Here is a 22,944-nt window from a genome sequence, read left to right as displayed (position 1 = left end):
GTCACTCTCCAGAAAGCTCGGCGAGCAGCATGCCCGCGCTGTTGGACTTGGGTTTCCACAGGCCGCGTTCCAGCGCCTCGCTCAGCCGGGCGGCGGTCTCGCGCAGGGCGGCGGGGTTGGCGTCGGCCATGAAGGCGCGCACGGCCTCATCCTCGATGAAGGCGGCGTGGACGGCGTCGAAATGATGGTCGCGCACCGCATGGGTGGTGGCGGCAAAGGCGAAGAGATAGTCGACCGAGGCGGCGATCTCGAACGCGCCCTTGTAACCATGGCGCATGACGCCGGCGATCCATTTGGGGTTGGTGACGCGGGCGCGGACGATACGGCCGATCTCGTCCTCCAGCGTGCGGATCACCGGCCGTTCCGGACGGCTATGGTCATTATGATAGCTGAGCGGCTTGGCACCTTTAAGATGCTCGATGGCGGCGGCGATGCCGCCCTCGAACTGATAATAATCGTCGCTGTCGAGCAGGTCATGCTCGCGATTATCCTGGTTCTGGACGACGGCATCGGCCTGGGAGAGGCGCGTGGCGAACAGGCTGCGTTCGCTGTCGCCCTCCACCCCCGCGCCATAGGCATAGCCGCCCCAGTCGAGATAGACGTTCGCCAGATCGGCGCGGCTGTGCCAGATCTTCTCGTCAATCATCGCCTGCAGTCCCGCGCCATAGGCGCCGGGTTTCGATCCGAACACGCGGGCACCGGCGCGGCGCGCGGCCTCCGCCGCATCGGCACCATCCGCCACCAGCGCCGCCTGCTCGGCGCGATGCCGGGCGGCGGCGGGATTATCCTCGTCCGGTTCATCCAGCGCCATCACCGCACGGGCGGCGCTGTCGATCAGGTCGATCTGTTCGGGAAAGGCGTCGCGGAAGAAGCCGGAGACGCGCAACGTCACGTCCACGCGCGGCCGGCCCAGCTCGGCCAGGGTCATCATCTCGAAGCCGACGACCCGCCCCGAACTCCATTCCCAGCGCGGCCGCACCCCCATCAGCGCCAGCGCCTGGGCAATATCGTCGCCGCCGGTGCGCATATTGGCCGTGCCCCAGGCGGACAAGGCGATGGCGCGGGGATAGTCGCCCTCGCGCTGGAGATAATCGTCGACCAGCAATTGCGCCGATCGCTGGCCCAGATCCCAGGCGACAGCGGTCGGCACGGCGCGGGTATCGACCGAAAAGAAATTGCGCCCGGTCGGCAGCACGTCGGGCCGGCCGCGCGTCGGTGCGCCCGATGGCCCCGGCAGCACGAACCGCCCGTCGAGCCCGGCCAGCAGGGCCGCCGCCTCGCGCGGACCACAGGCATCGACGCGCGGCGCCAGATCATCGGCGATCGCCGCCAGCACGGCGGTGCTAGCCGGGCCGACCGGCGCCGCGCCGTCGACCAGCGCCGCCGCCAGCAGCTCCAGTCGCTCGACCATGTCGCCATGGGTGCGCCAAGGGTCTGTGGATAAGTCCGCCAGCGGGGCCGGACGCAGCCCATGCCATGGCGCCCCCAGCAGGCAATCGAGCGGATCGAAACCCAGCCCCAGATCATCGGCCAGCGCGCGCAGCAAGGAGGCCTGCCCCGGATGATCCAGGCCACGCGGCGTGCGCGCCAGCGCGATCAGCAGGTCGCGCCGCAACCGCCCCTGCGGCGAGGCGGTGAAGACATGCAGCCCGTCGCGGATCTGCAATTCCTTGAGCTCGCACAGATAATTGTCGATCGCGGCAAGCGCGTCGTCATCGTCGCCGGCGGCGCCCGCATCTTTGTCCAGCCCCTGGCTGCGGGCAAGGTCGATGATATCGCGGCGCAGCCGGTCGAGCCGGCGCGGGTCCATGCCGGCGGCGAGATAATATTCGTCCACCAGCGCTTCGAGCTGTTTCAGCGGCCCATAGCTTTCCGCTCGCGTCAGCGGCGGGGTCAGATGGTCGAGGATGACGGCGCCGATGCGGCGCTTGGCCTGCGTCCCCTCGCCCGGATCATTGACGATGAATGGATAGAGTTGCGGCACCGGCCCGGCGCAGATTTCGGGGAAGCAATCGGCCGAGAGCGACACCGCCTTGCCCGGCAGCCATTCCAGATTGCCATGCTTGCCGACATGGACCAGCGCCTGCGCGCCGAAATCCTGCTCCAGCCAGACATGGAAGGCGAGATAGGCGTGCGGCGGCGGCAGCGCCGGGTCATGATAGCTGCTCTTGGGATCGATATTATAGCCGCGCGCCGGCTGCACCGCGATCGCGACATGGCCGAAGCGATGGACGGCGAGGCGAAAGGCGCCGTCGCGCACGAAGGGATCGGCCTCGGGCGCGCCCCAGCGATCGACCATGGCGTCACGCGCGCTGTCCGGCAGAGCGGCAAAGGCGGCGCGATAGACATCGAGCGACAGGCTGACCTCGCCCGGTCGGTCGATCGACGCCCGGTCATTGGTGACGCCGCCGGTCATCAGCCGCATCAGTGCAGCGCCATCGCGCGGGGCGTCGCCGATCGCATAGCCGGCCTCGCCCAGCCGGCACAGGATCGCGGCGGCGCTGGCCGGCGTGTCGAGGCCGACGCCATTGCCGATCCGCCCGTCGCGATTGGGATAATTGGCCAGCACCAGCGCAACCCGGCGCTCGGCAGGCGGCGTGCGGCGCAGCGCTGCCCAGTTGCGCGCCAGATCGGCGACGAAGGCGACCCGGTCGGGTGCCACGCGCGGCACGACGATGCCGCACTGGGTTCGCGCGTCGAACCGCTCGGCCGCCTTGAAAGCCACGGCGCGGGTGAAGAGGCGCCCGTCCACTTCGGGCAGGGCGACATTCATCGCCAGGTCGCGCGGACCAAGGCCACGGGCGGACCCGCGCCAGCTGCCTTCCTCGACCCCCGCAAAGGCGGTCTGCAGGATCGGGCAATCGGCCTGTTCCAAGATGCCCGGTACGCGCGGAACGGACGACGAGGAGGCGGCAAAGCTGGTCGCATTGACGATGATGTCGGGCGCGATATCGGCCAGCAGCCCGCCGAGCCAGTCGCGCACGAACGGCTCGCGCAACGCACGCACATGCACGGCGGCAACGTTGAAGCCGCGCGCGCCAAGGGTCGCTACCATCGCATCGACCGCGCTCAGCGTGCCGGCCACCACCAGCGCGCGATAGAAGATCAGCAGTGCCACCGGCCGCCCCTCGACCCAGGTCGCGCGCAGCTCGGCCACGCCCGGCCGGTCGTGACCTGGCAGGTACAGGCCCGCGTCGGCGATCGGCAGCGGATGATCGGGCTCGCCCGCATCCGCGCCGATCAGCCGCGCGGCGCAGCGCAGGAAGGAGAGCGCATTGGCGGTGCCGCCCTGGCGCAGATAGTCGCGCAGCTGCTCGCGCATCGCCGCCGGCACGGTGGAAGCCAGATCCAGCGCGGGATCGCCCTCGCGCCCATCGGCGATCGCGGCGAAGGCGATGCCCCGTTCACGCGCGACCTGCGCAATCTCGTCCACGCCATAGGGCCAATAGCTCTTGCCGCCGAGCAGGATGACGCAGACGAAGCGCGCCCTGGCGATCACCTTCTCGACATAGAGGTCGACCGAATAGGGATGTTTGAGCTGCAGCAGATTGGCCAGCCGCACGCTCGGCGCATCATCGGGCAGGCGCGCGGCAGCGGCGGCGAAACAGGCCAGGTCGCTGTCCGCCACGGTCAGGATGACGATGTCGCCGGGCGGCTGATCGAGGTCGATCGCCTCCTCGCCGTCGCTGATCGTTCCCGGCGTGGCGGACAGAAGATGCATCAGCCGAGCACGGCCTGGATGTCGGCATCGATCGCGGCGCGGTTCAGCCCCTTCTGGCCGATCACCACCAGCTGGGTGCGGCGCGCTTCCTGCGGCTGCCAGGGACGGTCGAAGAAATGCTGGATGCGCGGGCCGACCGCCTGCACGACCAGGCGCATCGGCTTGCCCGCGACCGCGACCATGCCCTTGACGCGCAGCACGTCATGGGTGGCGATCAGCGCGGACAGCGCCTCCACCAGCGTGTCGGGATCGACAACGGCATCGCCGCCGACGACGAAGCTGTCGAAATCATCATGGTCATGATCCTCGCCCTCCGCCTCATGGTGCGAGGGCCGGGCGTCGAGATCATCCTCTGCCGCCGCGACGATGCCCAGCAGCGCGCCGATATCGACCGCACCATGGGCGGCGCGGACGATCTTCACGCCGGGCCGCGTCTCGGCATCGACCTGCGCCTCGACCGCGGCCAGCGTGTCGGCATCGACCAGGTCGCTTTTGTTCAGCACCACCATGTCGGCGCAGGCGAGCTGATCCTCGAACAATTCCTCCAGCGGACTGTCATGGTCCAGATTGGGGTCGGCGGCGCGCGCTGCGGCCAGGGCGGCCTCGTCCGTGGCAAAACGGCCGGCGGCGACCGCATCGGCGTCGATCAGCGCGACGACGCCGTCCACCGTAGCGCGGGTGCGGATGTCGGGCCACTGGAACGCCTTGACCAGCGGCTTGGGCAGGGCCAGCCCCGAGGTTTCGATGATGATATGGTCGGGCGGGCTCGGCCGGTCGAGCAGCGCGGTCATGGTCGGCAGGAAATCGTCGGCTACGGTGCAGCAGATGCAGCCATTGGCCAGCTCGACGATATCCTCTTCCGGGCAGGCGGCGTCGTTGCAGCCCTTCACCAGTTCGCCGTCGACGCCGACATCGCCAAATTCGTTGATGATGAGGGCGAGCCGGCGCCCCTTCGCATTTTCCAGCAGATGGCGGATCAGCGTGGTCTTGCCCGCGCCCAGGAAGCCGGTGATGACGGTGGTCGGGATCTTGGCAGATGCAGTGTTGGCCATGACAAATACTCGCGCGCCGGAGCAACCGGGGCGGGAGCGAACCGGGCGCGCACGCACGGCCGGCCGGCATCGCGGACGGGCGCTTGTTCGCCCGCAGATGCGTGACCGCGCGGCTCCAGCCGCCAACCTGTCGCTCAGACGGAACACCGTGCCCCGGCCATCCCCTGGACCAAAGCAAGAGCGACCTAAACGCCGGCAGGTCTCCTGGCTTGCGGGTCATAGCGGGAGGAACGGCCTTCCCAGGCCTCGCAGGATTTAGCGTCCGGCCCAGTGGCTGCTGATCCCGCATCGGGGACAGCTTTGTTCATCACGCTCGCCGCTCACAGTTGCAGGGACAGCTGCGGATTTGGACGCCATGGCATCCGCACCGCCTTCCCATTTTAAGCCCCCGTGGGGGCACCGGCGCGATCATGTCGGGACGATGCGAAGCCCCGTCCCTGGGCCGGTTCCTAGTCGCTTTGGGCAGCGGTGACAATCCAGCCATCAGCGATGGCGAGCGGCCAAAGCCTAAGGCGCTGACCGACACAGGGGCCGCCGACACAGACGCCATCGTCGCGGCGGAAAATGGCGCCGTGCCAGCTGCATCTGATATGACTACCGTCCGGGGTCAGATAATCGTCCAGCTGCTGCGCCAGCGGCAGGCCGGCATGGGGGCATTGGTCGACAAAGCCGGCGACATGATCGCCATCCCGCACGGCAAATCCATGGAAGCGGCCGGCGCGCATCTGCAGCACGAAATTGCGCGCCTTGCCGTCGGCGATCTGGTCGATCGGGCAGAGGCGCACGCCCGCCGGCGTCGCGAACAGGCGCGTGTCAGTGTCACTCATATGTCAGCGTCGGGCTGGCGATCGGGGTGCGCGGCGGCAAAGGCGGGGAGCGCGCATGCCGCCGCGTCCACGGCGCACAGCCGCGGAAAGGGCGTCAGGTCGACGCCGAAGCGCCGGGCATTGTAGAGCTGGGGCACGATATGGCAGTCGGCGAAGCTGGGGCTGTCGCCGAAGGCGAAGCGGCCGCCATGCCGGGCGATCAGCGTTTCGAGCGCAGCAAATCCCTCGCCGGTCCAACGCGCGATCCAGGCACGGACCTGATCCTCGCTGGCGCCGAAATCCTGCCGCAGCGCCTGCAACACGCGCAGATTGCCGAGCGGATGAATGTCGCAGGCAATGATGCCGGCCATGGCACGGACGATCGCCGCATCGCCCGGATCGGCGGGCAGCAGGGGCGGCTGCGGCCAGCGCGCCTCGATCCATTCCAGGATCGCGCCGCTCTGCGTCAGCACGGTGTCGCCCGCGACCAGCGCGGGCACCAGCCCCTGCGGCGCCAGCGCTCGATAGTCGGGCGCGCGCTGCGCACCGCTGCGCAGATCATGGGTGACCTGTGCATAGTCGACACCCTTCAGGGCCAGCGCAATCCGTACGCGATAGCTCGCGCTCGACCGCCAATAGCCATGAAGGGTGAGGTCGCTCATCGCGCCGGCACGATCATCGCGCGGCATTCGCCAAAGCCGATCGGCACATGGCCGGGGGCTGATGCCGTGGCGCGCAATGTCACCTCGTCGCCATCCTCCAGGAAGCAGCGCGTCTCGCCCGATGGCAGGATGATCGGCTCGCGCCCGCCGCTGCTGATTTCCATCAGGCTGCCATAGCCATCGCGCGTCGGGGCGGAGATGGTGCCGCTGCCGAGCAGATCGCCGGGCATCAGGTTGCAGCCATTGGAGGCATGATGGGTGACGATCTGGCTGACGGTCCAGTACATGTTGCTCGCCGGCCCCTGGCTCAGCCGCATCGGCGGCTGGCCCGCGTCGCGCATCGCCTGGGTGGACAGATAGACTTCCAAGGTCAGCGCCAGCGCACCATGGGCCTGATCGTCGGCATCGCTGAGGTAAGGCAGCGGCGCCGGGTCGCCTTCGGGCCGGGGCGGCTGGGCGATGCGGAACGGCGCCAGCGCCTCGGGCGTCACCACCCAGGGCGAGATGGTCGAATGGAAATTCTTGGCCACGAAGGGCCCGAGCGGCTGATATTCCCAAGCCTGGAAATCGCGCGCCGACCAGTCGTTGAGCAGGCAGAAGCCGGCGACATGATCGGCCGCCTCGCCGATGGGGATCGGGCTGCCCAGATCATTGCCGGTGCCGATCCACACGCCCAGTTCCAGCTCATAGTCGAGCCGGGCAGTCGGGCCGACCACCGGAACCTCGGCCTCGGGCGGCTTGCGCTGGCCGCGCGGGCGGACCAACGGATCCCCCGACGGACGGATCGAGGATGCCCGGCCATGATAGCCGATCGGCACATATTTATAATTGGGCAGCAGCGGATTGTCGGGCCGGAACTGGCGGCCGATATTGTTGGCGTGATGGATGCCGACATAGAAGTCGCTATAGTCGCCGATCCGCGCCGGCAGGTGCAGCGTGCAGTCCGCCGCCCGGTGCAACAGCGGCTCGACCGCCGGGCGATGGGCCGGGTTCGACAGCAGCGCGCTGATCCGGCGGCGCAGGGCGACCCGCTCCGCCACCGGCAGCGCCATCAGGCCATTGAGCTGGTCTTCCAGCAGCGGTGCGCAATCGATCAGCCCGGCGCCGACACAGGCGGCCAGGTCCAATATCGCATCGCCGATCGCGACACCCGCGCGCGGCGGTCCGCCGGCGGGCGAGAACAGGCCATAGGGCAGATTCTGGATCGGGAAGTCGCCATGATCCTGCGCGCTCGCAACCCAGCTGGTGCGGGCGGGATCATGGGTTTCGTCTATGTGCCGATAGCTCATGGGGTCTCGTTCATCGGGGGAAGCTGGGCCTTGCGGAAGCCGGACCAGCATTCATCATAATCGGGTTGCAGTAGCGGGCTTTCCATCGCCCAGCGTGTCGGGCGCAGCACCATGCGGCTTTCGAACATGAAGGCCATGGTGTCGGCGATGCGCTGGGGCGCCAAGTCGGCGGCGATCGCCTTGTCATAGCTCGCCCGGTCGGGGCCATGGCCGGCCATGCCATTGTGCAGCGACGCGCCGCCGGGCGCAAAGCCGCCCGCCTTGGCATCATATTCGCCATGGATCAGCCCCATCAGCTCGCTCATCACATTGCGGTGGAACCAGGGCGGCCGGAACGTGTCCTCCGCCACCATCCAGCGCGGCGGGAAGATGACGAAATCGATATTGGCGGTGCCCGGCGTTTCGCTCGGGGAGGTCAGCACCGTGAAGATCGACGGATCGGGATGGTCGAAACTGACCGTGTTGATCGTGTTGAAACGGGTCAGGTCATAGCGCAGCGGCGCAAGATTGCCGTGCCAGGCGACGACATCGAACGGGCTGTGATCCAGCATGATTATCCACAGGCGGCCCATATACTTCTGCACCAGCGCATAAGGACGCTCGACATCCTCGAATGCCGCGATCGGCGCCTCGAAATCGCGGGGGTTGGCCAGGCCATTGGCGCCGATCGGCCCCAGATCCGGCAGGCGGAAGGGCGCCCCATAATTTTCGCAGACATAGCCGCGCGCCGCGCCCTCGGTCAGCTCGACCCGGAAGCGGACGCCGCGCGGGATCAGCGCAATCTGCAATGGCGCGACATCCATCACGCCCAGTTCGGTGACGATACGCAGCGCGCCCTGCTGCGGCACGATCAGCATCTCGCCATCGGCGCAGACGAAGGCGCGGTCGACCATCGAGGCCGTCGCGGCATAGAGATGCACGGCGCAACCCTGTCCCGCCGCGACATCGCCATTGCCGGCATAGCTGGTGAGGCCGTCGATGAAATCAACGTCACCCTCAGGCAATGGCAACGGGTTCCAGCGCAGCCGGTTGGGCGATGGCGGCACTTCGTCGAACGGCGCGCTGCGCAGCAAAACTGCAGCATCATAGGGTGCGAAGGGCGGATGCGCCGCCGCCGGCCGCATGCGATAGAGCCAGCTGCGCCTGTTCTCCGCCCGCGGCGCGGTGAAGGCGGTGCCGGACAATTGCTCGGCATAGAGGCCATAGGGCAGGCGCTGGGGCGAATTGCGCCCCACCGGCAGCGCGCCGGCCACCGCCTCGGTCGAGAAATGATTGCCGAAGCCGCTCATCATCCGGGGCGGCGCGTCACTCATCGACGGTGATCACGCCGCGACGGATCTGGTCCAGTTCGATCGATTCATAGAGCGCCTGGAAATTCCCATTGCCAAAGCCTTCATTGCCCTTGCGCTGGATGATCTCGAAGAAGATCGGGCCGAACATCGTCTCGGTAAAGATCTGCAGCAAGATGCCCTCCTCACCGACATTGCCGTCGATCAGAATGCGGTTGCGCTTCAACCGTTCCAGATCCTCGCCATGGCCCGGCACGCGCTGGTCGACCAGCTCATAATAGGTCTCGATCGTGTCCTGCAGCCGCACCCCGCGCGCCCGCAGCCGCTCGACCGTGTCATAGATATTGGCGGTGGTAAGCGCGATATGCTGGATGCCCTCGCCATTATAGTCGCGGATGAACTCCTCGATCTGACTCTTGTCGTCCTGGCTCTCGTTCAGGGGAATGCGGATCGCCTTGTCCGGCGCAATCATCGCCTGGCTGAACAGGCCGGTCGCCTTGCCCTTGATATCGAAATATTTCTGTTCCTCGAAGCCGAAGAGGGTGCGGTAAAATTCGCTCCACACCCGCATCTGGCCACGCTTCACATTGTGGGTCAGATGGTCGAGCAGGTCGAGGCCGACATTGTTGCGCGCTTCGGCTTCCCGCCAGCCGGGAAACTCGGCCCAGTCGGCATAGGGATCGCCGCCATCGGGCATGAAATAGAGGTAGGAGCCGCCAATCCCCTGGATCACCGTGTCATTCTCGTCCGTCGGCTTGCCGCCATGGTCGAGCGCCCAGCGCAGCGCCGCATCGGGATCGGCAACGCGAAAGGCCATGGCGCTGGCCGAGGGGCCATGTTCGCCACGAAAGGCAGCGACGCGTCCGGCATCGTCGCGATTGAGCATCAGGTTGATCCGCCCCTGCTTGTAGCGGGTGATATTCTTGGTCGGGTGTCGGTGGGTCGCGGTGAAGCCCAGCTGCTCGAACTGGGCGGCCATCTTCTCGGGCTCGGGCGAGGTGAATTCAACGAACTCGAAGCCGTTGAGGCCCAGCGGGTTGGCGGGATCGATGGTCATAACGGGTTCCTCAGGCAGAAGGCAGATGCGGCGAAAGGCCGGCGACAAAGGCGGGGATGGTGTCGAGCCGCAGCCCGGCGATGTTGATGCGGCCATTGCCGGCCATGTAGATGCCATGGTCGGCGCGCATCGCGGCGACGGCGGCAGGGGTTACCGGCAGCATCGCGAACATGCCGCGCTGGCCGGCAATGGCGGCAAGCTGCGGATGGGCCGCCGCCAGCGCGGCGCGCAGCGCATTGATGCGGGTGCGCATCTGGTCCAGCTCGTCCGTCCATTGCGCGCGCATCGCCGGCCGTTCCAGGATGGTGCGCACGATCGCCGCGCCATGATCGGGCGGCATCGACCAGATGCCGCGCGCCAGCGCGACGATGTTGGAAAAGGCGAGCGCGGTCAGCGCGGCATTCGCCCCCTGCACCCACAGCGCGCCCACCCGCTCGCGATAGAGGCCGAAATTCTTGTCGCAGCTATAGGCGACCAGCGCATCGGGCACGGCGGCCAACATCTGCCGCGTGGCGGCGGCGTCCGCTTCCAGCCCGTCGCCCAGACCCTGATAGGCGAGGTCGATGAAGGGGATCAGGCCGCGCGCCGCGCACAGATCGGTGATCGCCGCCCATTGATCGGCGCTGAAATCGACGCCGGTCGGATTATGGCAGCAGCCATGGAGCAGCAGCACGTCACCGGCCTGGGCCGCGGCCAGATCGGCCAGCATCGCGTCGAAATCGACCGCGCCGGCACCATCCAGGAAACGGTGCGACGCCAGCGCCAGCCCGGCCTCGCGGAAGATCGGCGCATGATTGGGCCAGGTCGGATCACCGATCCACACGGTGGCACCGGGCCGCGCACGGGCGATGAGGTCGGCGCCCAGCCGCAGTGCGCCGGTGCCGCCCGGCGTCTGCACACCGGCGATCCGGTCGGCCCCTGCCAGCGGACCAAAGATGATGGCGGCGAGCAGGTCGACAAAGCCCGTGTCGCCCTCCGGCCCGAGATAGGATTTGCTCCCCTGCTCGGCCAGCAGCAGCGCTTCTGCCGCCTTCACCGCGCGCATTACCGGGGTCGCGCCCGCCTCGTCGCGATAGACGCCGACGCCCAGGTCAATCTTGTCGGCGCGCGGATCGGCGCGATACTGCGCGATCAGCCCCAGCAGCGCGTCGGGCGCCTGGCGATCGAGCGCACCGAACAGGGACCGGCCGGGCGCCGGGGCAAGAAGGGTCGTGTCTGTCATAGAACCTCAGAAGCGCGGGCACGGGCATAGGCTTGGGTGCCACGGGTGTAGATGATGTCGGTGTCGGTGATCGCGTCGGTCGCGAAATCGGGCTGCCCTGCCAGTTGCGCATAAAGCGGGGCGAAGTCGGTCTCGACCGTCTGGCGCAGCAAATCCTCGAAACTGTCGATGACGAAATAGCTCTGCTGATAATCGTCGATGCGATAGCGGGTGCGCATCAGCCGCCTGAGGTCGAAGCCAAGGCGATGGGGCGAGGGATCGTCGAGCGCGAAGACGGATTCGCCATAGGAGGAGACGATGCCCGCGCCATAGAGGCGCAGCCCCTCGGGCCGGCGAATGAGGCCGAATTCGACCGTGTACCAGTAGAGCCGGGCCAGCCGCTCGATCGCACCCAGATCGGCGGCGCGCAGGCCGCCCTCACCATAGGCCTCCATATAGTCGGCGAAGACCGGATTCGCGAGCAGCGGCACATGGCCGAAGACATCGTGGAAAATGTCCGGCTCCTGCAGATAGTCGATCTGGTCGGGGGTGCGGATGAAGCGGCCGGCGACAAAGCGGCGATTGGCCAGATGCTCGAAGAAGACCCGATCCGGCACCAGCCCCGGCACGGCCACCACCTGCCAGCCGGTCGCGCGCATCAGCCGATCGGACAGTTCATCGAAATTGGGGATGCCGGGGCGGTTGATGCGCAGGATATCAAGCCCGGCCATGAACTCGGGCACCACCCGGTCGGGCAGCATGGCGGACTGGCGCGCGAACAGCGTATCCCACATCGCATGCTCGGCCGCGCTGTAGCGGTCCCACGCCTGCGGGATCGTCCAGTCGGTCGCAGCGCCTGCGGGTGGTTCAAGCTCCTCTACCATCACGCCAATCTCTCACAGAGTGGGCGTAATTGCCTTTCAATCGGGGAGAATTTACAAGGGATTTTGGGAAATCAATTCACCGATCGGCGATATCATGAACAAATCCGTCAATCTCGATGCGCTCGACCGCCGCATCGTCGCAGAGCTTCAGCGCGACGCTTCGCTCAGCAATGCGGACCTGGCCGAACGGGTCGGCAGCACCGCCCCTTCCTGCTGGCGGCGGATCCGGGCGCTGGAGGAGATGGGCGTGCTCAAGGGCGCGGTGCGCCTCGCCGATGCGGAGAAGCTGGGCCATGCCGTCAACATCTTGTGCAGCGTGCGGATGAAGAGCCACACCAGCGAAAGCGTCGACGCCTTCCACGCCTTTGTCGAGGCGCATCCGCAGATCATGGAATGCTACCTCATGTCGGGCGAATGGGACTATCTGATGCGGGTCGTGGCCTCCGACGTCGCCGATTATGAGCATTTCCTGATGCGCAACCTGCTCAAACACCCCTCGGTCGGCGGCGCTTCCTCCCACTTCGCCTTGTCGGTGACGAAATTCACCACGGTGCTGCCGGTGGGGGAAGCGGGACGGTAGGAAGAAAGCGGCCGGAGCAATTGCTGCCCCGGCCGTCTTCCGATCTTCAGGCCATCAGCGCCTTGACGGCTTCGGCCACGCGCTCGGGCGAGACGATATAGGCGTCCTCCAGCACCTTGGCGAAGGGCACCGGCGACTTGGGCGCGCCCAGGCGCCGGACCGGGGCCTTGAGCTGACCGAACAGTTCCTCGGCAATGGTCGAGGCGATTTCGCCACCCGGACCGAAGTCACGCACGGCTTCATGCACCACCAGCGCCCGGCCGGTCTTGGCGACCGAGGCCAGCACTGCTTCGCGATCCCAGGGGGACACGGTGCGCAGATCGACCAGTTCGGCCGAAATGCCTGCCTCCGCCAGCGCCGGCAGCGCGGCCTGGCAGCGCAGCAGCTGCGACGACCAGGAGACGATGGTGATGTCGCTGCCTTCCTGCACGATCCGCGCCTTGCCCAGCGGGATCGGCGTCGCGACCTCGTCCACCTCGCCCGGAATAAACAGGCTGCCGGCGGATTCGATGAAGATGCAGGGATCGGGATCCTGGATGCAGGACAGCAGCAACCCCTTGTAATCGGCCGGGGTCGAGGGCGCGACCACCTTGATGCCGGCGGTGTGGGCGAACCAGCCTTCCAGATGGTCGGCATGCTGGCCGGCGGTCTGCCAGCCCGCGCCGGTCAGGGTGCGGATGGTGATCGGCACCGTGCTCTGCCCGCCCGACATAAAGCGCAGCTTGGCGGCATGGTTGAAGATCATGTCCATGGCGACGGTGGTGAAGTTCATCAGCATGATCTCCGCCACCGGCTTGTAGCCGGCCAGTGCCGCGCCGATCGCCGCGCCGATGATCGCCTGTTCCGAGATCGGCGTCGACTTGACGCGATCGTCGCCGAAGCGGGTCGACAGGCCAGCGGTCGCGCCGGTGACGCCGCCGCCTTCACGGTCGGCGACATCCTCGCCCAGCACCAGCACCTTGTCATCCTCCGCCATCGCCTGGGCGAGCGCCGAATTGACGGCCTGGAGCGAGTTCATCTTCTTGGCCGTCATGCGGGCATCTCCTGGGCAAACACATCGCGGCGCAGTTCGTCGACCGACGGCAGCGGGCTGGCCAGCCCGAATTCCTGGGCATCCTCGACCTCGGCCTCGATCTTCGCCTGCATCTCGGCCAGCTGATCCTCGGTCGCGTGGCCCTGTGTCACCAGCCATGTCTTGAAGGCGGGCAGCGGATCCTTGGCGATTGCCGCGGCCTTTTCCTCCTTGGTCATGTACTTGTCGTCGTCGCCCAGCACATGGCCGAGGAAACGGAAGGTCTTGCATTCCAGCAGGGTCGGCCCCTCGCCCTCGCGGGCGCGGGTGATCGCTTCATGCGCGGCGGCATACATGGCGAGCGGATCATTGCCGTCGACAGTATGGCCGGGCATGCCGTAGCCGATTGCGCGCTTGGCGATGAAGTCGACCGAGGTGCCATTTTCGTAGCGCGTATGTTCGGCAAAGCCGTTATTCTGGCACACGAAGATCACCGGCAGCTTCCACACCGACGCCAGGTTCAGCGCTTCGTGGAAGGCGCCGATATTCGATGCGCCGTCGCCGAAATAGGCGATCGTCACCCGCTTCGATCCGTCGAGCTTCGCCGCCCAGGCGAGGCCATTGGCAATCGGCATGGAAGAGCCGACAATGCCGGTCGTCACCATCACCCCGGTTTCGGGATGGGTGAGGTGCATCGGCCCGCCCTTGCCCTTGCAGGTGCCATCGACCCGGCCGGCAATCTCCGCCCAGAGCGGGCGCAGCGGCATGTCCTTGGCCACCATGTCGTGGATGCCGCGATAGATGGTGCAGATCTTGTCGTCGTCGGTCAGCAGCGACGAGATGGTCGCGGGGATCACTTCCTGCCCGCGCGCCGAATAATAGGGCATGACCAGCCGCCCCAGGCGGATGGTCTTGCGGATCGCGTCGTCATTGCGCTCGATCCGGATCATGCGGCGGTAGATGTCCACCAGCGCTTCCTGGCTCGGCGCCGGGGCGTTGCTCAACTCTGCCATGGGTTCCTCGATGGCTATGGAATGTGCCCCCTGCATTGGCCGTCGGGCATCGGGGGTCAACTCGCCCCGGCGATATGTGGCCCTACGCCCCAAAAGGCGCGAAAATGCGTCGCTTTTCCGCGCGATTTCGCTCCACCGATATGCGGCCGGCGATGCTTGCAATGCGGTCCGATCGGCCCAAGCTGGCGGCAGGGAGAGCGCGCGATGACGAACATGCTGACCGCCGTCGCCAAGGGCGGCGAAGGTATTGAGGGGATCGCGATCCACAGCGTGCCGATCCCGGTTGCGGGGCCGGGCGAGGCGCTGGTTCGGCTCAAGGCGGCGACGCTCAATTTCCGCGATCTGATCATCGCCCGCGGCATGATGGCGGGGCTCGCCAAGGAACCCGATTATGTCCCCCTGTCCTGCGCCACCGGCGAGGTGGTCGCGGTCGGCGATGGCGTATCGCGCGTGAAGCCGGGCGACCGGGTCAATCCGATCTTCGCGCTGGGCTGGCTGGAGGGAAGACAGCCGAGCATGGCGATGCTGGGCGGCAGCGCCGACGGCGTCGCGCGTCAATATGCGGTCTTTCCGGCGGAAAGCCTGTGCATTGTGCCGGACGCGCTCGGCGATCTGGAGGCGGCGACTTTGACCTGCGCCGGCCTGACTGCCTGGAACGCGCTGTTCCTGCCCCGCCCGATCCAGCGGGGCGAATGGATATTGTGCCAAGGCACCGGCGGCGTCTCGATTGCGGCATTGCAATTGGCCAAGGCGGCCGGCGCGCATGTCGCCATCACCTCCTCCTCCGACGCGAAGCTGGCGCGCGCCCGCGCGCTGGGTGCCGACATCAGCGTCAATTATCGGACCGATCCCGACTGGCCAGCGGCGATCCGCCAGGCGCTGGGCGGACACGGTGTCGACATCGTGGTCGATGTGGTCGGTGCCAGCCAGGTGGAAACCGCCGCATCGCTGCTCAACCCCGGCGGGGTAATCGCCGCGATCGGCATGCTGGGGTCCGAATTCAGCTGGCACCTGGCCGATGTCGGCGGCCATCCGGTCGCCCGCATCTCGGTCGGCAACCGCGCCGAGCATGCGGCGATGCTGGCCTTTTGCGCGCAGCATCGCATCCGGCCGGTGGTCGATGCGGTCTATGATCTCACCCGTCTGGCCGATGCCTGCCGCCATCTAGAAAGCGGCCAATTTTTCGGCAAGATCGGGATAAACCTACTCTAAATTCTGGAACGGACGCATGGACAAGAATGAAAAGGCGCGCGAGGCGGCCGAGCGCGTGCTGCAACTGGAGGCCGAACTGGAGGCGGAGGGCGATGCCCGGACCGGTGGCGACGAACTCGCCCATTCGCGCGCGGTGCTGCACCAATGGGTCGATACGGTGGTCGCGGTCGTGGCCTCGCCGGGGGTCGGCCGCGTGACGCTGATCCACGCCGATGGCGGCCAGACCAAGATCGCCTCGCCCAGCCTGCCCTTCCTGCTCTCGCGTCCGGCCCGGTTCGATGCGCAGGATGAAAATTCTCCGTCCGACGCGGGTTGAAAGCCGCCCACGGCTTCCTATCTATGAATAGTCTCGGCCAGCCCCCTCAGGCCGAGACATCTTACCAGGCCCCCGGCGCACTCCCCCCGCGTCGGGGGCAATGGTTTTCCGGGCTATTCCCTTCCTTCATTACTGATTTTCCAGCCCCGCCGCATGGCGCGCGGCGATATAGCCGAACACCATCGACGGCCCGATGCTGGCGCCCGCCGCGACATAGACATTGCCCATCACCGATGCGGTGGTGACGCCGGTGGCATAGAGGCCGGGGATTGGCGCGCCCGCGCCATCGACCACCCGCCCGCGTTCATCGGTGACGACGCCGCCATAGGTGCTGACATCGCCCGGCACGACCGGCACGGCGTAAAATGGCCCCTTCTCGATCGACCCCATGGAGCGTTCCGCGGAAAAGGGATCGCCCACGAAGCCGCAATTGTCATAGGCGCGCGCGCCGCGATCGAAATCCCCATCCTTGCCGGCGGCGACGAAGCCGTTCCAGCGCGCCACCGTCGCGGCCAGGGTGGCGGGATCGGCGCCGATGCTGGTCGCCAGCCCCTCGATCGTGTCGGCGCTGTGCAGATAGCCGCTTTCCACCCAGCCTTCGGGAATCGCCTTGTCGATGAAGCGACCGGCGACGGCATAAAGTTCGACATATTGACGGTCCAGGATCGCCCAGCTCGGCACCGCCGGCACCACGGCGTTCCGCCGGACCATCGTTTCACAATAAAGCTCGTAACTGCCCCCTTCGTTCATGAAGCGGGTGCCGCCCTGATCGACCAATATGGCGTGCGGCTTGCCAGTCATCGACTGGGCACCGGGCGCGACATAGCCCTTGTCCCAGCCGGGCGCGGGGGTGAGCTGATAGCCGACCATCTGGTCCATCTGTGCCAGCCGGCCGCCGATCCGCTCCAGTTCCTGCTGCATCTCGCCGGTGTCGCCCTCGGGCGTCTGCGACCATTCGGCGCGGGTGCCGGGCATGTAGCGGTCGCGCATCGCCTGGTTGCGGGCAAAGCCGCCGGCATTGACCAGCACGCCCAGCCGCGCGCCGATCCGCCAGGGCTTGCCGTCCTTCATCGTGACGACGCCGGTGGCGATCCCCTCCTGCACGACGATCTCGCTTACCGGCGTATCGGTGCGGACATCGGCGCCGGCAGCCAGCACGGCTTTCAGCATCCGTCCCTGCAGCGCGGCCCCGGCCGTGGTATATTTGCGGCCCAAAAGCTTGTCGCGAATGGTGCGCAGCGCGATCTTGGCCATCAGCTTGCCCGACGCCTTGTTGGTGCGACGATGGCTCTGCGCCTCCATCCCCTCGACCAGCGTGACGTTGAATTCGGCAAAGCCCTGGCGCAACCGGTCGGCCCAGTCGCCCAGTTCCTTGCGGTTGAAGGGCCTGGCCACCACGGTGCGCGACGTCTTGCAGCCGCCGGGCTGCTCATCATAATAATCCGGCCAGAAGGTCGAACCGCGTTGCAGCGCCACCCCCTGATCCACCAGGAAATCGACCGCGCGCGGCGCCTGCGTCACATAGGCGAGGCGCTTCTCGCGCGAGGTGCCGGGGGCCGGATGGCCGTCCAGCGCCTGCAGCGCGTCGAGATAGGTCATCGCCGCCTCGACACTGTCCGCCTCGCCATCGGCTGCCATGAAACGGTTGGCGGGAATCCACATGACGCCGCCCGACTTGGCGGTGGTGCCGCCGATCTTGTCGGTCTTTTCCAGGATGACGACCGACTTGCCGGCCTGGCGCATGACCAGCGCCGAACTCATCGAACCGGCGCCGCTGCCCACGACCACCCAGTCGAATATCTCGTCGAACCCGTCCATGCGCCGCTCTCCCTTTTCTGTGCGTCCGGGCTATCGTGCCGGGGCGATGATGGGGAGGGCGAAGCCACGCTCATCGCCACGGCGACGTTGGCGCCGCGCGGCGCCATGCTAGAGCAGGCCGTAAGGAGAGACGCATGAGCCATGACCTGCCCGATTATCGCACCATCCTGCTGGAGCGGCGGGGGCGGCTGTTGGTGATGACGCTCAACCGGCCGGAAGCGCTGAACGCGGTCAATCTCGACCTGCATGATGAATTGCCCGAGGCGCTGGCCTTTGCCGGGCGCGACAATGGGTCGGACGTGGTGCTGCTGACCGGCGCGGGCCGCGCCTTTTCCGCCGGTGGCGACATCGCCCATATGGAGCATAATGCCGCCAACCCGCATCTGTTCGATCATGAGGCGCGGCAGGCGAAGCGGATCGTTTCCGCCCTGCTCGACATCGAAAAGCCGGTGGTGTGCCGGATGAACGGCCATGCCGTCGGGCTGGGCGCGTCGATCGCCTTGCTATGCGACATCATCTTTGCCGCCGAGGGCGCGAAGATCGGCGACCCCCATGTCCGCATCGGCCTGGTCGCCGGCGATGGCGGTGCGGTCATCTGGGCGCAGCGGATCGGCCTGGCCAAGGCGAAGGAATATCTGCTGACCGGCGAATTGTTGAGCGCGGCCAAGGCGGCGGAGATCGGCCTCATCAACCATTGCCTGCCGGCCGATCGGCTGGACGAGGCGGTCGATGCCTTCTGCGCCAGGCTGCTGGCCGGGGCACCCAATGCGATCCGCTGGACCAAGATATTGACCAACATGGAATTGAAGCGGATCGCCGGCGCCGTGATGGAAGCCGGCATCGCCTATGAATCGCTCAGCGTCCGCACCGCCGATCATCGCGAGGGCATCGCCGCGCTGAAAGAGAAGCGGACACCGAAATTTACAGGGCGATAGAAGGCCACTGATCGATGCGTAGGCGACAGCCTTCTTCATACCGTCATCCCAGCGAAGGCTGGGATCTCTCTTTTCTTTCAAGCCCATCGCAAAAAGAAGAGAGATGCCAGCCTTCGCTGGCATGACGAACGGTGGTGGCGCGTCAGATAATATCCGCCACGCATCTCCAGCGGCGTTCGGCGCTGGAGATGCGGATCGCTTCCTGGATGCGTTCGACCTCGAGCGCGCGGGCGAAGTCCGGGGCTGCGGCGCCGCCACCTTGGATCGCATCCACCATGGCCTGCATCGACAGCGCCATCGGGTAGCTGGGCTGGGGCTCGCTCTGCCAGTCGAGGGCGATGCCGGGCGTCGTCTTGAACGCGTCAGCCAGCGCCACATCCTCCAGCGTGCCGCCCAGTTGCCCCGCGCGCAGCGTGCAGTCGCGCGCGGTCGGGAAAGTGGGCGAAGTGGAGACCATCCGGCCCTTGTCGCCGAACAGGTCGAGCAGGAAACCGTCGTGCAGCGCCATGCTCCAGCTGATCTGCATCTGCAGCACCAGCCCGCTTTCGAAGCGCAGGATGACATTGGCGAGATCGGTGGTTTCGGGCGTGATGGTGTCGCCGTCCGGGAAGGTCCAGCGCTTGAGTATCTGGCTGTCGTCGGCGACCAGTTCGGCGATCGGACCGAGCAGGTGGAGCAGCAGATAGAGCGCATGGCTGCCATTGTTGCGCACCGCCGACACACCCTGCCCGGCCTGCGCGAACCAGTTATAGGGGAACAGCTTGTTGGGCTGGTTGAACAGCGAGATGTTGAAATGACAGGTGCCGCCGAGCGGCGGGCCGATATGGCCATCGTCCAGCATCGCCTTCATCTGCCGCAGGGCGGGCAGATATTGCGAGAAGGCGTCGACCACGCCGATGCTGGTGCCGCCTTGCCAGGCCGTGTTGATCGCCTTGCCCCCGGCCCAGTCGGGGGCGTGGGGGCTGGCATTATAGACATGTTTGCCATGGGCGAGCGCGGCCAGCACCATCGGCAGGCGGACGCTGGGCCGGGTGCCGAGGTCGACAATGTCGATGTCGGGATCGGCGCACATCTCCTGCGCATTCCAGAAGGCGCGCGGCAGGCCGAGCCGCTGCTGCGCGGCGCGAGCCGTCTCCTCGCGCGAGGTGCAGATCGCCGTTACCTCGACGCCGGGAATGGCGCGCCAGGCAGGCAGATGCGCGAAGGCGCCCCAGGCGGCGCTGACGATGCCGACGCGCAGCACCATCTTATTCGATCGTGCCCAGAACGGTGCCGACCTCATAGGTTTCGCCCGGCTGGGCGATGATGCGCAGCGTGCCGCTGGCCGGGGCCTCGACCTCGTTCGCCGACTTGTCGGCTTCCAGCAGATAGAGCGGCTGGCCCTCGGTAACGGTCGCGCCGTCTTCGGCCAGCCATTCGGCAATCTGCGCCTCGGTCATGGAAAAGCCGATCTTGGGCAGCAGGATGTCGGTGGCCATGGTGTGTCCCCTTTGAAACAGCGAATATCTGTTCCCCTGCTATCGCGCCTTTGCCGGCGGACAATGCGCAAAAGCGGCCCGCCGCCGCCATATCACCGGCGCGATAGAAGGGCGGGGATCAGTAACCGCGCGTGTCGGTCCAATTGTCACTTTCGCCCGGCTTGAAGGTCTTGCCCGGCGTCCTGCCCGATCCGGTCTTGAGGTCGAAGCCGATCGGGTCGGCCCCACCCTCGATGCCGACCCCGAAGGAGGAGAGCGCCCAACTGGTCATGACATAATGGCCGATCGAAAAGACCAGATCCATCTTCTGCCGCGTGTCGAAATGAGCGCCCAGCCCGTCCCAGGTGGCATCGCTGATCTTGCCATCCTCGATCAGTTCGTCGACCGAGCGCAGCACCAGCGCATCTTGCTCCGCCCAGTCGCCGCCTTCGGGAAAATCGCGGATCGCGCCAATCTCCTCCAGCGTGATGCCGGCGTTGAGCGCATAGCCGACATGATTATGCCACTCATAGGCCGAGTTCACCCGCCAGGCGACGCGCAGGATCAGCAGTTCGAGCGCACGCGTCGACAGGCTGTTCGCCATCAGCAGATGCTTGCCCCAGATATTATAGACCTTCCCCAGCGGCGGATGGTTGGCCATCACCATCATGACATTGGTCTTGGACCCTTCCTCCCAGGCATTGGGTTCGCCCCAGAAGGCGAAAACCTCGCGCGCGTCGTCGGTCCACTGGTCGCGCGGCAGATGGGAAATACGGGGGGTGATGTCGGTCATGATGCGTCCTTGATGGAGAATCTCAAAGTCCCTCGACCAGCAGCACGCGATAGGGCGCTGCCTTCATCCGATAGGGCAAGGCCGCCTGATATTCGGCGCTGTCATACCAGGCGCGGGCCTTGGCGGCGTCGGGAAATTCCAGGATGATCGCGCCGTCCGCGCCGTCGCCTTCCAGCAATTGCTGCGCGCCATAAACGGCGAGCGGACGGATGCCGTAATGGGCGACGAAGGTCGCGGCATTGGCGCGGTTCATCGCGCTATAGGTATCCATCGCTTCCTGATCGGCGATCGGGCCTTCGCGGGTGACGATCATATAGGCGGGCATCGGCAGCGTTCCTCGCGTCAGTGGATGGCGGCGGGCATAACGCTGCGGTCCCAGCCGCCGGCCGCGGCGAAATCCTTGCGGCAACTGCGGCTGGCGAACCAGGCGAGGAGGGTGCTGGGAATGCCGACCAGCAGCGCCCAGCGCATCGCCATGCCGAGCGAATCCTCGCCATAGACCGGGCGCAGCGCATCGCTGAGCGCGCCCACCAGCACCGGTCCGCCACCCAGGCCGACGACCTGGATCGACACCATCAGCACCGCGATCGCAGTGGCGCGCGAGCGCGAGGGCACCAGCCCCGCCACCACCGCCATCAGCGGCGCGGCGGAGAGGCCGCCCAGCAGCATGTTGAGGCCATAGAGCGGGAAGACCCGCTCGCCCGGACCGGTGAGGATCATCCAGCCTATCGCGGTGGCGCAGGCGCCCGACAACATCAGGATCCAGACATACCAGCGCATATCCCGGCGGCCGAGATAGTCGGCCAGCGGTCCGCCCAGCGTATGACCGATGGCTGAGCCGAAAAAGAGCGCGCCGCCCATCTGCAACCCGGCCTGGCTGGCCGGCATGCCATGGGTCCGTTCCATGAAGGCCGGCGCCCAGCTGATGAAGCCCATGGTCAGCAGCGCATTGAGCGACGCGGCGGCAATCAGCGGCGGCAGGGTGCGGATGGCCAGCAATTCGCGCGCAGTCTGGAGGAAGGGCACGGGCCGCGCCTGCTCGGCCGAGGCACCGTCGGCCAGGCCCGATCGGCTGTCGCGCAGGGTGAACCAGACGATCGGCGCCAGGATGAAGCCGGGGATGGAGGCGAAGATCAGCGTCTCGCGCCAGCCATAGGCCTGCACCGCCCAGCCGCCGACGGCCGGGCCGAGGAAGGTTCCGAGCGAGGCGCCGAGCAGGAAGATGGACAGCGCGGTCGCGCGCTGGCGGATCGGGAAAAGATCGGCAATCCAGGCCTGGGACGGCGGGGTGAAGCCGCCTTCGCCAAGGCCGATGCCGGCGCGGCCGATCAGCAATATCCAGAAGCTCTTCGCCAGACCGCAGACGATGACGGCGGCGCTCCACACCGTGGCGGCGATGGCGACGATCTTGCGTTTCGACCAGCCATCGGCCAGCCGCGCCAGCGGGATGATGGCGAGGATATAGACGATCGCGATGATCATGTCCTTGGCCATGCCGATCGCGGCGTCGGACAGGCCCAGTTCGTGGCGGATCGGCTCCACCATCACCACCATCAGATAGCGTTCGCCCTGAACCGAAGCCGACACCAGCACCATCAGCAGCAGGAAATAGGCGCGATAGGCCATGGAGGGCAGCGCTTCGGGCGGCGTGACGGCGGAAGCCGTGTCGAAATGCGGGTCGCTGTCTGCCATGCGCTTGTCCTCACCTGTTGCGGCGCGGTCGTGGCGCGCGACGATCATGCGGCTGGAGCCGTCTTGTCCGGACAGGATTTGAAACCGGTTCGACGCGGGAGGCAATGCGGGCGGGAAAGGATCGCTTGCGCGATGGCCGTTCCCCGCCCGGCCAG

Annotated in this window: 21 protein-coding genes and 1 riboswitch; of the genes, 4 read left to right on the top strand and 17 right to left on the bottom strand. The window is 66.8% G+C overall.

Annotated elements, in window-relative coordinates:
* Nucleotide 1: 1 nt before the first annotated feature.
* From cobN to phhA, 9 genes are all read right to left on the bottom strand, one after another.
* Complete coding sequence (gene cobN, locus ACUCV3_RS16575) at nucleotides 2–3,721, bottom strand: cobaltochelatase subunit CobN (protein WP_482240907.1); 3,720 nt, start codon at nucleotides 3,719–3,721, stop codon at nucleotides 2–4.
* Nucleotides 3,721–4,773, bottom strand: a complete 1,053-nt coding sequence (gene cobW, locus ACUCV3_RS16570; protein WP_279727365.1) for a cobalamin biosynthesis protein CobW — start codon at nucleotides 4,771–4,773, stop codon at nucleotides 3,721–3,723. The genes cobN and cobW overlap by 1 nt, the downstream gene beginning before the upstream one ends.
* Nucleotides 4,774–4,950: 177 nt before the next feature.
* Nucleotides 4,951–5,192: riboswitch (cobalamin riboswitch) on the bottom strand.
* Between the two features lie 30 nt (nucleotides 5,193–5,222).
* Entirely contained in the window at nucleotides 5,223–5,600 is a 378-nt protein-coding gene (locus tag ACUCV3_RS16565) for a Rieske (2Fe-2S) protein (RefSeq protein ID WP_279727364.1), read from the bottom strand.
* Nucleotides 5,597–6,241 (bottom strand): maleylacetoacetate isomerase, encoded by a 645-nt coding sequence (gene maiA, locus ACUCV3_RS16560; RefSeq protein ID WP_279727363.1) that lies wholly within the window; start codon nucleotides 6,239–6,241, stop codon nucleotides 5,597–5,599. Before maiA ends, ACUCV3_RS16565 begins: the two co-directional genes overlap by 4 nt.
* Complete coding sequence (gene fahA / locus ACUCV3_RS16555) at nucleotides 6,238–7,530, bottom strand: fumarylacetoacetase (RefSeq protein ID WP_482240906.1); 1,293 nt, start codon at nucleotides 7,528–7,530, stop codon at nucleotides 6,238–6,240. The genes maiA and fahA overlap by 4 nt, the downstream gene beginning before the upstream one ends.
* On the bottom strand, nucleotides 7,527–8,843 hold the full coding sequence (hmgA, locus tag ACUCV3_RS16550) for a homogentisate 1,2-dioxygenase (RefSeq protein WP_482240905.1): 1,317 nt from the start codon (nucleotides 8,841–8,843) through the stop codon (nucleotides 7,527–7,529). Before hmgA ends, fahA begins: the two co-directional genes overlap by 4 nt.
* Nucleotides 8,836–9,876, bottom strand: coding sequence for a 4-hydroxyphenylpyruvate dioxygenase (gene hppD / locus ACUCV3_RS16545; protein ID WP_037519495.1), 1,041 nt, complete (start codon nucleotides 9,874–9,876; stop codon nucleotides 8,836–8,838). Before hppD ends, hmgA begins: the two co-directional genes overlap by 8 nt.
* A 10-nt stretch (nucleotides 9,877–9,886) precedes the next feature.
* The gene (locus ACUCV3_RS16540) at nucleotides 9,887–11,098 is read right to left on the bottom strand and encodes an amino acid aminotransferase (protein ID WP_279727360.1); all 1,212 of its coding nucleotides are present in this window, start codon (nucleotides 11,096–11,098) and stop codon (nucleotides 9,887–9,889) included.
* Nucleotides 11,095–11,961, bottom strand: a complete 867-nt coding sequence (gene phhA / locus ACUCV3_RS16535) for a phenylalanine 4-monooxygenase (protein WP_279727359.1) — start codon at nucleotides 11,959–11,961, stop codon at nucleotides 11,095–11,097. The genes ACUCV3_RS16540 and phhA overlap by 4 nt, the downstream gene beginning before the upstream one ends.
* A gap of 94 nt (nucleotides 11,962–12,055) precedes the next feature.
* Between phhA and ACUCV3_RS16530 the strand changes: the two genes are divergently transcribed.
* A complete protein-coding gene (locus ACUCV3_RS16530; RefSeq protein ID WP_004209492.1) occupies nucleotides 12,056–12,541 on the top strand; it encodes an Lrp/AsnC family transcriptional regulator in 486 nt (161 codons plus the stop codon).
* Between the two features lie 46 nt (nucleotides 12,542–12,587).
* On the opposite strand, the gene ACUCV3_RS16525 is transcribed toward ACUCV3_RS16530, so the two are convergent.
* Nucleotides 12,588–13,574 carry an alpha-ketoacid dehydrogenase subunit beta gene (locus ACUCV3_RS16525; protein WP_125998009.1) on the bottom strand — a complete coding sequence of 329 codons (987 nt, stop codon included), beginning with the start codon at nucleotides 13,572–13,574 and terminating at the stop codon, nucleotides 12,588–12,590.
* Entirely contained in the window at nucleotides 13,571–14,566 is a 996-nt protein-coding gene (locus tag ACUCV3_RS16520) for a thiamine pyrophosphate-dependent dehydrogenase E1 component subunit alpha (RefSeq protein WP_279727357.1), read from the bottom strand. Before ACUCV3_RS16520 ends, ACUCV3_RS16525 begins: the two co-directional genes overlap by 4 nt.
* A gap of 204 nt (nucleotides 14,567–14,770) precedes the next feature.
* Between ACUCV3_RS16520 and ACUCV3_RS16515 the strand changes: the two genes are divergently transcribed.
* Nucleotides 14,771–15,778, top strand: coding sequence for a zinc-dependent alcohol dehydrogenase family protein (locus ACUCV3_RS16515; RefSeq protein ID WP_482240904.1), 1,008 nt, complete (start codon nucleotides 14,771–14,773; stop codon nucleotides 15,776–15,778).
* A 16-nt stretch (nucleotides 15,779–15,794) separates the two neighbouring features.
* The gene (locus tag ACUCV3_RS16510) at nucleotides 15,795–16,094 is read left to right on the top strand and encodes a hypothetical protein (protein WP_017500048.1); all 300 of its coding nucleotides are present in this window, start codon (nucleotides 15,795–15,797) and stop codon (nucleotides 16,092–16,094) included.
* A 129-nt stretch (nucleotides 16,095–16,223) separates the two neighbouring features.
* On the opposite strand, the gene ACUCV3_RS16505 is transcribed toward ACUCV3_RS16510, so the two are convergent.
* The gene (locus ACUCV3_RS16505) at nucleotides 16,224–17,912 is read right to left on the bottom strand and encodes an FAD-dependent oxidoreductase (protein WP_482240903.1); all 1,689 of its coding nucleotides are present in this window, start codon (nucleotides 17,910–17,912) and stop codon (nucleotides 16,224–16,226) included.
* 134 nt (nucleotides 17,913–18,046) lie between these two features.
* Here ACUCV3_RS16505 and ACUCV3_RS16500 point away from each other — a divergent pair, with 134 nt between their 5' ends.
* Nucleotides 18,047–18,847: an enoyl-CoA hydratase/isomerase family protein gene (locus ACUCV3_RS16500; protein WP_279727353.1), complete on the top strand. Its 801-nt coding sequence runs from the start codon at nucleotides 18,047–18,049 to the stop codon at nucleotides 18,845–18,847.
* A 142-nt stretch (nucleotides 18,848–18,989) separates the two neighbouring features.
* Here the strand turns inward: ACUCV3_RS16500 and ACUCV3_RS16495 are convergent, their stop codons facing one another.
* The 5 genes from ACUCV3_RS16495 to ACUCV3_RS16475 form a co-directional block, all read right to left on the bottom strand.
* Complete coding sequence (locus ACUCV3_RS16495) at nucleotides 18,990–20,093, bottom strand: Gfo/Idh/MocA family protein (protein WP_482240902.1); 1,104 nt, start codon at nucleotides 20,091–20,093, stop codon at nucleotides 18,990–18,992.
* A gap of 1 nt (nucleotide 20,094) precedes the next feature.
* Nucleotides 20,095–20,325, bottom strand: coding sequence for a biotin/lipoyl-containing protein (locus tag ACUCV3_RS16490; RefSeq protein ID WP_004209482.1), 231 nt, complete (start codon nucleotides 20,323–20,325; stop codon nucleotides 20,095–20,097).
* 118 nt (nucleotides 20,326–20,443) lie between these two features.
* Complete coding sequence (locus ACUCV3_RS16485; RefSeq protein WP_004209481.1) at nucleotides 20,444–21,097, bottom strand: carboxymuconolactone decarboxylase family protein; 654 nt, start codon at nucleotides 21,095–21,097, stop codon at nucleotides 20,444–20,446.
* A gap of 22 nt (nucleotides 21,098–21,119) precedes the next feature.
* Nucleotides 21,120–21,422, bottom strand: a complete 303-nt coding sequence (locus tag ACUCV3_RS16480) for a DUF1330 domain-containing protein (protein ID WP_037508193.1) — start codon at nucleotides 21,420–21,422, stop codon at nucleotides 21,120–21,122.
* 17 nt (nucleotides 21,423–21,439) lie between these two features.
* Entirely contained in the window at nucleotides 21,440–22,789 is a 1,350-nt protein-coding gene (locus ACUCV3_RS16475; protein WP_482240901.1) for an MFS transporter, read from the bottom strand.
* Nucleotides 22,790–22,944 lie beyond the last annotated feature (155 nt).

This window comes from Sphingobium sp. VMM (assembly GCF_056790315.1).
The sequence above is the reverse complement of the archived record's forward strand: the minus strand, read 5'-3'. Positions and strand labels throughout refer to the sequence as shown.

What these genes read in the sequence shown, in the direction of transcription:
- cobN (WP_482240907.1), bottom strand. Translation starts at nt 3,721, where the DNA reads ATGCATCTTCTGTCCGCCACGCCGGGAACGATCAGCGACGGCGAGGAG.
- cobW (WP_279727365.1), bottom strand. Translation starts at nt 4,773, where the DNA reads ATGGCCAACACTGCATCTGCCAAGATCCCGACCACCGTCATCACCGGC.
- ACUCV3_RS16565 (WP_279727364.1), bottom strand. Translation starts at nt 5,600, where the DNA reads ATGAGTGACACTGACACGCGCCTGTTCGCGACGCCGGCGGGCGTGCGC.
- maiA (WP_279727363.1), bottom strand. Translation starts at nt 6,241, where the DNA reads ATGAGCGACCTCACCCTTCATGGCTATTGGCGGTCGAGCGCGAGCTAT.
- fahA (WP_482240906.1), bottom strand. Translation starts at nt 7,530, where the DNA reads ATGAGCTATCGGCACATAGACGAAACCCATGATCCCGCCCGCACCAGC.
- hmgA (WP_482240905.1), bottom strand. Translation starts at nt 8,843, where the DNA reads ATGAGTGACGCGCCGCCCCGGATGATGAGCGGCTTCGGCAATCATTTC.
- hppD (WP_037519495.1), bottom strand. Translation starts at nt 9,876, where the DNA reads ATGACCATCGATCCCGCCAACCCGCTGGGCCTCAACGGCTTCGAGTTC.
- ACUCV3_RS16540 (WP_279727360.1), bottom strand. Translation starts at nt 11,098, where the DNA reads ATGACAGACACGACCCTTCTTGCCCCGGCGCCCGGCCGGTCCCTGTTC.
- phhA (WP_279727359.1), bottom strand. Translation starts at nt 11,961, where the DNA reads ATGGTAGAGGAGCTTGAACCACCCGCAGGCGCTGCGACCGACTGGACG.
- ACUCV3_RS16530 (WP_004209492.1), top strand. Translation starts at nt 12,056, where the DNA reads ATGAACAAATCCGTCAATCTCGATGCGCTCGACCGCCGCATCGTCGCA.
- ACUCV3_RS16525 (WP_125998009.1), bottom strand. Translation starts at nt 13,574, where the DNA reads ATGACGGCCAAGAAGATGAACTCGCTCCAGGCCGTCAATTCGGCGCTC.
- ACUCV3_RS16520 (WP_279727357.1), bottom strand. Translation starts at nt 14,566, where the DNA reads ATGGCAGAGTTGAGCAACGCCCCGGCGCCGAGCCAGGAAGCGCTGGTG.
- ACUCV3_RS16515 (WP_482240904.1), top strand. Translation starts at nt 14,771, where the DNA reads ATGACGAACATGCTGACCGCCGTCGCCAAGGGCGGCGAAGGTATTGAG.
- ACUCV3_RS16510 (WP_017500048.1), top strand. Translation starts at nt 15,795, where the DNA reads ATGGACAAGAATGAAAAGGCGCGCGAGGCGGCCGAGCGCGTGCTGCAA.
- ACUCV3_RS16505 (WP_482240903.1), bottom strand. Translation starts at nt 17,912, where the DNA reads ATGGACGGGTTCGACGAGATATTCGACTGGGTGGTCGTGGGCAGCGGC.
- ACUCV3_RS16500 (WP_279727353.1), top strand. Translation starts at nt 18,047, where the DNA reads ATGAGCCATGACCTGCCCGATTATCGCACCATCCTGCTGGAGCGGCGG.
- ACUCV3_RS16495 (WP_482240902.1), bottom strand. Translation starts at nt 20,093, where the DNA reads ATGGTGCTGCGCGTCGGCATCGTCAGCGCCGCCTGGGGCGCCTTCGCG.
- ACUCV3_RS16490 (WP_004209482.1), bottom strand. Translation starts at nt 20,325, where the DNA reads ATGGCCACCGACATCCTGCTGCCCAAGATCGGCTTTTCCATGACCGAG.
- ACUCV3_RS16485 (WP_004209481.1), bottom strand. Translation starts at nt 21,097, where the DNA reads ATGACCGACATCACCCCCCGTATTTCCCATCTGCCGCGCGACCAGTGG.
- ACUCV3_RS16480 (WP_037508193.1), bottom strand. Translation starts at nt 21,422, where the DNA reads ATGCCCGCCTATATGATCGTCACCCGCGAAGGCCCGATCGCCGATCAG.
- ACUCV3_RS16475 (WP_482240901.1), bottom strand. Translation starts at nt 22,789, where the DNA reads ATGGCAGACAGCGACCCGCATTTCGACACGGCTTCCGCCGTCACGCCG.